Source organism: Microbispora sp. H10949 (assembly GCF_014161435.1).
GTDB classification, from domain to species: domain Bacteria; phylum Actinomycetota; class Actinomycetes; order Streptosporangiales; family Streptosporangiaceae; genus Microbispora; species Microbispora triticiradicis.
In genome coordinates this window covers 17,985-24,864 of record NZ_JABBWZ010000004.1, presented here as the reverse complement: position 1 = coordinate 24,864, position 6,880 = coordinate 17,985, and the positions used below count along the sequence as shown (strand labels likewise).

General features: G+C 70.8%; 8 protein-coding genes. 4 read left to right on the top strand and 4 right to left on the bottom strand.

Annotation, left to right across the window (positions count from 1 at the left end):
* Positions 1–204: an MbtH family protein gene (locus HHX40_RS10705; RefSeq protein ID WP_182880431.1), complete on the top strand. Its 204-nt coding sequence runs from the start codon at positions 1–3 to the stop codon at positions 202–204.
* 255 nt (positions 205–459) lie between these two features.
* On the opposite strand, the gene HHX40_RS10700 is transcribed toward HHX40_RS10705, so the two are convergent.
* A complete protein-coding gene (locus HHX40_RS10700) occupies positions 460–864 on the bottom strand; it encodes a winged helix-turn-helix transcriptional regulator (protein ID WP_182880430.1) in 405 nt (134 codons plus the stop codon).
* A gap of 152 nt (positions 865–1,016) precedes the next feature.
* On the opposite strand from HHX40_RS10700, the gene HHX40_RS10695 reads away from it, so the two are divergent.
* The gene (locus HHX40_RS10695; protein ID WP_220498999.1) at positions 1,017–1,880 is read left to right on the top strand and encodes an SDR family oxidoreductase; all 864 of its coding nucleotides are present in this window, start codon (positions 1,017–1,019) and stop codon (positions 1,878–1,880) included.
* Positions 1,881–2,028: 148 nt separating this feature from the next.
* On the opposite strand, the gene HHX40_RS10690 is transcribed toward HHX40_RS10695, so the two are convergent.
* Both HHX40_RS10690 and HHX40_RS10685 read right to left on the bottom strand, forming a co-directional pair.
* A complete protein-coding gene (locus HHX40_RS10690) occupies positions 2,029–3,252 on the bottom strand; it encodes a PP2C family protein-serine/threonine phosphatase (protein ID WP_220499034.1) in 1,224 nt (407 codons plus the stop codon).
* 113 nt (positions 3,253–3,365) lie between these two features.
* Positions 3,366–4,064: a class I SAM-dependent methyltransferase gene (locus tag HHX40_RS10685; protein ID WP_182880813.1), complete on the bottom strand. Its 699-nt coding sequence runs from the start codon at positions 4,062–4,064 to the stop codon at positions 3,366–3,368.
* Positions 4,065–4,275: 211 nt separating this feature from the next.
* Between HHX40_RS10685 and HHX40_RS10680 the strand changes: the two genes are divergently transcribed.
* Both HHX40_RS10680 and glpK read left to right on the top strand, forming a co-directional pair.
* A complete protein-coding gene (locus HHX40_RS10680; protein WP_138463273.1) occupies positions 4,276–4,476 on the top strand; it encodes a hypothetical protein in 201 nt (66 codons plus the stop codon).
* A gap of 20 nt (positions 4,477–4,496) precedes the next feature.
* The gene (glpK, locus tag HHX40_RS10675; protein WP_182880428.1) at positions 4,497–6,014 is read left to right on the top strand and encodes a glycerol kinase GlpK; all 1,518 of its coding nucleotides are present in this window, start codon (positions 4,497–4,499) and stop codon (positions 6,012–6,014) included.
* Here the strand turns inward: glpK and HHX40_RS10670 are convergent, their stop codons facing one another.
* On the bottom strand, positions 6,015–6,701 hold the full coding sequence (locus tag HHX40_RS10670) for an HAD hydrolase-like protein (protein WP_182880427.1): 687 nt from the start codon (positions 6,699–6,701) through the stop codon (positions 6,015–6,017).
* Positions 6,702–6,880 lie beyond the last annotated feature (179 nt).

Sequence of the window (6,880 nt, the reverse complement as noted above, 5' to 3'; positions counted from 1 at the left end):
ATGAACGACGACGCCAGGTACGAGGTGCTCCGCAACGACGAGGACCAGTACTCGCTGTGGCCCGCCGGGCAGGAGGTCCCGGCCGGCTGGCATCAGGTCGGCAAGGAGGGCACCAAGGACGAGTGCTCCGCCTACGTCGACGAGGTCTGGACCGACATGCGGCCGCGCAGCCTGCGCGAGCGGATGGAGCAGACGGCCCGTTGACGCGCTGACCCGCGGGCCTCTCCCGGGCGCCGTCCCGGGAGAGCCCCGCCTACGGCCCGCCACCCACCCCAATTCACCGGCCGCGGTTTTCTCGGCAAGGTCGAGAACGAATCCACCGGCCCGGACTGTCCGGCCGCCGATCTTCCTATTACTGAGGTTGAACTCGTGATGTCGCCGGGTGGCTCAGGTGGGTCTGATTGTCGGGCCGGTCTCGGCGAGGCGGCCGTCTATGACCAGACCGCTGGCCGCCGCTGATTACCTGGTGCGCTCAGTGCGGTCGTCGTACTCTTCGCGGGCGGTGATGACTTCTTCGATGTGCAGCACGGACCACTCCGTGAGCGCTTTCAGCGGTTCCCGTAGCGTCTGGCCGAGCGCGGTCAGCTCATACTCCACGTGCGGCGGCACCTCTGGGTAGACGGTCCGGCTGACCAGCCCGTCGCGTTCGAGGGTGCGCAGCGTCTGGGTGAGCATCTTCTCGCTCACGCCCGCCAGCGCCTGCCGGAGACGACCGAACCGGGAGGTCCCGTTCCGGCCGAGTTCGCCCAGCACGAGGACCGCCCACTTGCTGCCGATCTGGTCGAGCAGGTCCCGCGACGGGCAGCCGCGCTCGTACGGATCGAATGACGGCATGGGCCCGGTCACATTCTCGACAGCAGCCATACGGCTCACCTCAATGCTTTCGCTGCGGTAAGTACCCTACCAAGAAGTGGCTACTCGCCAACAGAGAGTGTCCAGGTCATTCTGTGTTCCATCCCGCGGCGGACGGCCGCGGCAGGCGTGCGAGGCACGCGCGGAAGGAAGGAATGACCATCATGCCGATCGTCGTCACTGGAGCCACCGGCCAGCTGGGCAGGCTCACCGTCGAGGCACTGCTGCGGCGCGGGATTCCGGCCGCGGACATCATCGCGACCGGCCGGGACATCGCCGGGATCAAGGATTTGGCCGACCGAGGCATCACGGTACGCCGCGCCGACTTCGCGGACACGGACGGCCTGGCCGAGGCATTCGCGGGGGCGGACAGGCTGCTGCTGATCTCGGCCTCGGTCCCTGTGGGCGAGCGGGTCGCCAACCACCGCCGCGTGATCGACGCCGCGGCATCCGCAGGCGTGTCGCTAGTGGCGTACACGAGCACGACGCACGCGGACACGGCCACCACCGTCATCGGTGCCACGCACGGCGAGACCGAGGCGTATCTGCGGGACCGCGGAATCCCCAGCGTGCTGCTGCGCAACGGCTGGTACTTGGAGAACTACACCAGCCAACTGCCGCAGATCCTGCAGAACGGCGCGGTCGTCGGCGCCGCAGGCGAGGGGCGGATCAGCGCCGCGTCCCGCGCCGACTACGCCGAGGCCGCAGCGGTCGTCCTCACCACTGAAGGCCACACCGGCGCCGTGTACGAGCTCGGCGGCGACGAATCCTTCACCCTGACCGAGCTCGCCGCCGCGATCTCCGCTGCGGCCGGAAAGCAGGTTACCTACGCTGACCTCCCGGTGGCCGACTTCGCCCAGGCACTGGACGCCGCGGGCCTGCCCGCCGAGCTGGCGGAGGTCCTCGCTGACGCTGACCGCGGTATGAACCGCGGCGAGATGTACACCGACTCCGGCGACTTGCGCCGCCTGATCGGCCGCCCGCCCGTGACCCTGGCCGAGGCACTCGCGGCGGCCCTGCATTACTGAGGGTGAGCTCGTGATGTGGCCGGGTTGCTCAGGTGGGTCTGATTGCCAGGCCGGTCCCGGTAGTCGCGCCAGGGTACGGCTGCGCGTCTCGGCCCTCGGGGGACGACGCAACGTTGATCGGCGCCGGCGCTCTGACGGGCCGCGGTGCTCAGGGGTTGAGCTTCTCGTAGGCGGCGCCGTGCCATTCGAGGAGTAGCACGGTGGCGTCGTCCTGCAGCCGGTGATTCTGGTAGTCCATCACGGTGCGGATCAGCCGCCGCAGGGTCTCGGGCACCGGCAGCCCCGCGGCGTTCTGTTTGATCATGAACTCGACGAGCCGGCCCAGGCCGAACTCGCCGCTGTCGGGGTTGCGCATCTCGGTGATGCCGTCGGTGTAGAGGAGCAGCCGGTCGCCGGGCTGGAGTTGGTCCCGGCAGAGCGTGACGGGAAGCCCGAGATCGAGTCCCATCGGATGGGCGGGTGGGCACTTCAGGGTGGCGATCCACCGGCCCCCGCGAATCAGCACCGGCGGGTGATGGCCGCGGTTGATCCAGCTGAACACGCCGGTGTCCAGGTCGAGGTCGCCGATGATCGCGGTGACGAAGCGGTCGGCCCGGCCGAACTCGTCGATCAGTACACGCTCGATCATCTCGCTGTTCTGCGCCAGGCCGTGGCCCTGCCGCCGGTTGTTGCGGCAGGCCGCGACGGCGAGGTTGGCGGTCAGCCCGGCCGACACGTCGTGTCCCATCGCGTCGAAGACGGCGACGTGCGCCACGTTGCCGGAGGTCGAGTAGTCGAAGGCGTCCCCGCCGATCTCGTACGCCGGTTCGAGGACCGCGCCGATCGCCACCGTCGGCGTGGCGAAGGTGAGCGGCGGCATCAGGTTCCACTGCATCTCGGCCGCCACGTGCATCGGCCGGGTCCGCACGAGCCGCGCGTGATAGTCGCTGAACGACCGCTTGCTCACGACGATCAGGGAGATCAGGGAGGCGATGTGCCGCATCCGGTCGCCGAGGCCGGCGTCCTCGGCGGTGGGCCGCATGTGCAGGACTCCCAGGCGCTCGGTGCCGTCCAGCATCGGAACCCACCACTGGACCGGGTTGTCGCCGCGCAGCGGGCGCACCTCCTGCAGGGCGCGGCCCGCCAGAGTGGTGTCGATCTTCAGTTCCTCCGGCTGGGCGTCCTCCCCGGCCGGGCCGCACAGCCTGCGCAACACGTTCTGCTGCAGGTCGCAGAGGTAGACGGAGATCCCGTCGAAGCCCGCCAGGTGTTTGTAATCGTCGATGAGCGCCGGAATGCCTTCGAACGCCGTCAGGTGGCTGTCCGCCAGCATGTTCGTCAGCGCGCCCAGCAGATCGTGTTTCTCCGTAGGAGGGGGGATGCCCTGCTCCATCGTGCTCACCCCCAGGGGTCCTTCATTACCTACCTTCGATACTCGCCCTCACACGGTCCGAGGCCGATCGGTATCAACGTTTTTTGAAACAGATGACCGGTGCTTCACCCGGCTCAGTCGAAGAAGCGGGCCAGCCGCCGCTCGTCCGCGGGAGTGATGCCGTCCTTCGCCGGCACGAGGTCCGCGTAGACCGTGGACTCGTCGCGGGTGACCAGCAACGGGAACCAGCACCGGCCCGAACCGTCGGGCCGGCACAGGTGCTTGAAGGTCGCGACGTCGATCAGCCGCAGGTGGGTGGGGTCGGCCACCGCGTTGACATGCCGCCACCAGGGAGCGAGGACGTGCAGCACCCCGCCGGGCCGCAGGATCCGGTGACACTCCCGCAGCAGGGGCAGGTAGTCGGCGAGGTGCTCCAGCACGTGCACCACGAAGACCTGGTCCACCGACTCGTCCGCCAGCGGCACCCCGCGCGACAGGTCGGCCAGCACGTCGACCATCGGCCCGGGGGACAGGTCGAGGCCGAGGTTGTCGCGGTGCTGCTTGGTGCCGCCGCAGCCGAGATCGACGACCCGGGGGGCGACGCCGGCCACCCGCACCCGGTCCCATACGGCGAGCACCCCGGCCAGCTGGCCGAGCCGCTCGCGCAGCACCGCGAGAGCGGCGGCGTCCGGCACGTCTCCCTCGACGTGCGCAACCGCGCCGTCGAAACACACCCGCACGTCCAGGCCGCGGAGCCGGGGGTCGTGCGCCAGCAGGTCCGCCGCCGCCTCCTCCAGGTCCCGGTCGACCAGGTCACGCCGCCGCCTGTCCATCCGCACGCCCCCGCCGCTCCCGGCCCGCCGCCGGCTGTCTGACGTGTACCCGCCGCGGACCTCCGGAGACCGTCGCGCACGCACGCTCCGTACGGGTCTGTGAGAAGGTGAATGAGGACCGTACAACGGGGGCAGGTGAGCGGTCATGCGCGATCCGCGGACCGGGGGGACCGGCGGACGGCGGAGAGGACACGTGGGAGGAGACGCGGACGTGGTTGCCGAAAGATCCGGAGCGCGGGACGCGAGAGGCACCTCACCGGAGCCGCTGACGCCGGAGCCGGACGACGGCGGGCTGGAGAAGATGATCGGCGGAGAGGCCGACATCGAGACACCGGCCGCCGAGACGCCGCCCCCGACCGGTGACGAGTCGGCGATGCCCGAGCCCGAGCCGGAAATCGGCCCGACCTCCTGAAGGCCCGGTGAACGGCTGAGATGGCTGACTACGTCGGCGCGGTCGACCAGGGGACGACCAGCACCCGCTTCATGATCTTCGATCGGTCCGGCAACGAGGTCGCCCGCCACCAGCTGGAGCACCAGCAGATCCTGCCGCAGGCGGGCTGGGTCGAGCACAACCCCACCGAGATCTGGGAGCGCACCCGCGCGGTCGCAGAGACGGCCATGCGTACGGCGGGCCTGCGGGCGGCCGACCTCGCGGCGCTCGGCGTCACCAACCAGCGCGAGACGACCGTCGTCTGGGACCGGCGCACCGGCCGCCCGTACTACAACGCCATCGTCTGGCAGGACACCCGCACCGACCGCATCGCCGCGGCCCTGGAACGGGAGGGCAAGGGCGAGGTGATCCGGCGCAAGGCCGGGCTGCCGCCCGCCACCTACTTCTCCGGCGGCAAGATCCAGTGGATCCTGGAGAACGTCCCCGGGGTCCGCGAGGCCGCCGAGCGCGGCGACGCGGTCTTCGGCACCACCGACACCTGGCTGCTGTGGAACCTCACCGGCGGCGTGGACGGCGGCGTCCACGTGACCGACCCCACCAACGCGAGCCGCACGATGCTGATGGACCTGGAGACGCTCGACTGGGACGACGAGCTGCTGTCGTTCTTCGGCGTGCCCCGGCGGATGCTCCCCGAGATCCGGCCGTCCGCCAATCCCGGCCTTTTCGGCGTGACCCGCGCGGGCGGTCCGCTCGGCGGCGAGGTCCCGCTCGCGGGCGACCTCGGCGACCAGCAGGCCGCGACCGTCGGCCAGGTGTGCTTCGAGCCCGGCACGGCCAAGAACACCTACGGCACCGGCAACTTCCTGCTGCTCAACACCGGTACCGAGCTCGTCCGGTCCCGGCACGGCCTGCTCACCACGGTCTGCTACCAGTTCGGCTCGGCCAAGCCCGTGTACGCCCTGGAGGGGTCGATCGCGGTCACCGGCTCCGCCGTGCAGTGGCTGCGCGACCAGCTCGGCATCATCTCGGGGGCGGCGCAGAGCGAGGCGCTCGCCCGGCAGGTCGAGGACAACGGCGGCGTCTACTTCGTGCCCGCGTTCTCCGGCCTGTTCGCGCCGTACTGGCGCGCCGACGCCCGGGGCGCGATCGTCGGCCTGTCCCGCTACAACACCAACGCCCACCTGGCCCGCGCCACCCTCGAATCGATCTGCTACCAGACCAGGGACGTCGTCACCGCGATGGAGCAGGACTCCGGCGTCGTCCTCGACGTGCTGCGGGTGGACGGCGGAGTGACGGCCAACGAGCTGTGCATGCAGCTCCAGGCCGACATCCTGGGCGTACCGGTCTCCCGGCCGGTCGTCGCCGAGACCACCGCGCTCGGCGCGGCGTACGCCGCCGGGCTCGCCGTGGGCTTCTGGAAGTCCACCGACGATCTCAGGCGCAACTGGCACGAGGACCGCCGCTGGGAGCCCACCTGGACCGACGAGCGGCGCGAGCGCGGCTACGCCGGATGGCGCAAGGCCGTCCAGCGGACGCTCGACTGGGTCGACGTCGACTGATCACGGATACGGAGGGGCCTCCGCCGTCCGCGACAGCACGTCGAGAAGCCGCCCGGGCGTCTCCACCACCGCGAGGAGCCCGGCGCCGGTGAACACAGGTGCGCCGAACTCGGCCGGGTCGCCGAACCCCCACGTCACGGCGACGGTCCGGACGCCGCACGCGGCGGCCCCGGCGACGTCCTCCAGGCGGTCGCCGACCATGACGGTCGCGTCCGGCGGCGCGCCGAGGACGTCGAGCGCGTGGCGGACCACGTCCGCCTTGTGCCGCCGCGACCCGTCCAGCGTGGCCCCGGCGACGTACGCGAAGAAGCCGTCGAGGCCGAAGTGCGCGAGGATCTTCGCCGCGAAGACGGCCGGTTTCGACGTCGCCACCGCCAGGGTCCAGCCCTCGGCGACGAGGGCCTCCAGCACGGCCGGGATGCCGGCGATCACCTCGTTCTCGTACATCCCGGTCTCGGCGAAGCGCTCCCGGTACGCGTGGACCGCGTCGCCGAGGCGCTCCTCGGGGACGCCGAGCATCAGGAAGCCGTCCTGGAGGGGAGGGCCGATCAGGGCGCGGAGCCGTCCGTGGTCCACCTCCGGGAACCCGACGGCGGCCAGGGCGTGGCGCAGCGAGGCGACGATGCCGATCTCGGGGTCGGTCAGCGTGCCGTCGAGATCGAAGAGGCAGTAACGGGCATCGGTCACGTGAGGCCGTCCGTTCGCGGTGGTCGTGCAGGTGGGATCGCACGGGTGAGGGCGTGCGGGTGGGGTCGTGGGCGGATGCGTGCAGGTGGGTACTATTCCAGCCGGCCGTCCCGTCGCTTCGCGCGGGTGCGGCAGCCGTACAGGACCTTCCCCCTGGTACGCGCGGACGCGGAGGTGAT

Bases quoted from the DNA above. Each gene is read 5' to 3' on its own strand.
- HHX40_RS10705 (WP_182880431.1), top strand. From the start codon at position 1: ATGAACGACGACGCCAGGTACGAGGTGCTCCGCAACGACGAGGACCAG.
- HHX40_RS10700 (WP_182880430.1), bottom strand. From the start codon at position 864: ATGGCTGCTGTCGAGAATGTGACCGGGCCCATGCCGTCATTCGATCCG.
- HHX40_RS10695 (WP_220498999.1), top strand. From the start codon at position 1,017: ATGCCGATCGTCGTCACTGGAGCCACCGGCCAGCTGGGCAGGCTCACC.
- HHX40_RS10690 (WP_220499034.1), bottom strand. From the start codon at position 3,252: ATGGAGCAGGGCATCCCCCCTCCTACGGAGAAACACGATCTGCTGGGC.
- HHX40_RS10685 (WP_182880813.1), bottom strand. From the start codon at position 4,064: ATGGACAGGCGGCGGCGTGACCTGGTCGACCGGGACCTGGAGGAGGCG.
- glpK (WP_182880428.1), top strand. From the start codon at position 4,497: ATGGCTGACTACGTCGGCGCGGTCGACCAGGGGACGACCAGCACCCGC.